At 38.8% G+C, this 255-nt stretch carries 1 protein-coding gene; it reads right to left on the bottom strand.

The window, feature by feature from the left end; translation table 11 throughout:
• On the bottom strand, positions 1-255 hold a 255-nt coding region (locus tag BN338_RS10645; protein ID WP_039762667.1), incomplete at both ends, for a restriction endonuclease.

Genomic DNA, 255 nt, shown 5'->3' with positions numbered 1-255 from the left:
ATAAAATTGACAACGAATAGCAACGTAATCGTCTTGATCACGAATTTTAGCGACCAAATCAATATCGGTGTCTATATCGCTTCCTTTCCAACCCTTTTCGTCTGCGACCTCTCTATAAGTTTGAACCTTTTCGTATTCTTGCTTTTGCAAAGGATCTTGCGTCAAATAGGCAATGACAAACTTTTCAAAAGCGGCTTGCTTTTCTTGCTCTGATATCGCTTGATCACGATAAGATTGTAAGAGAGAAGCGTAAAG

Source organism: Bartonella queenslandensis AUST/NH15 (genome assembly GCF_000312585.1).
Lineage (GTDB): Bacteria > Pseudomonadota > Alphaproteobacteria > Rhizobiales > Rhizobiaceae > Bartonella > Bartonella queenslandensis_A.
Note: the sequence above shows the minus strand (reverse complement) of the source record. Positions and strands in the feature narration are given on the sequence as shown.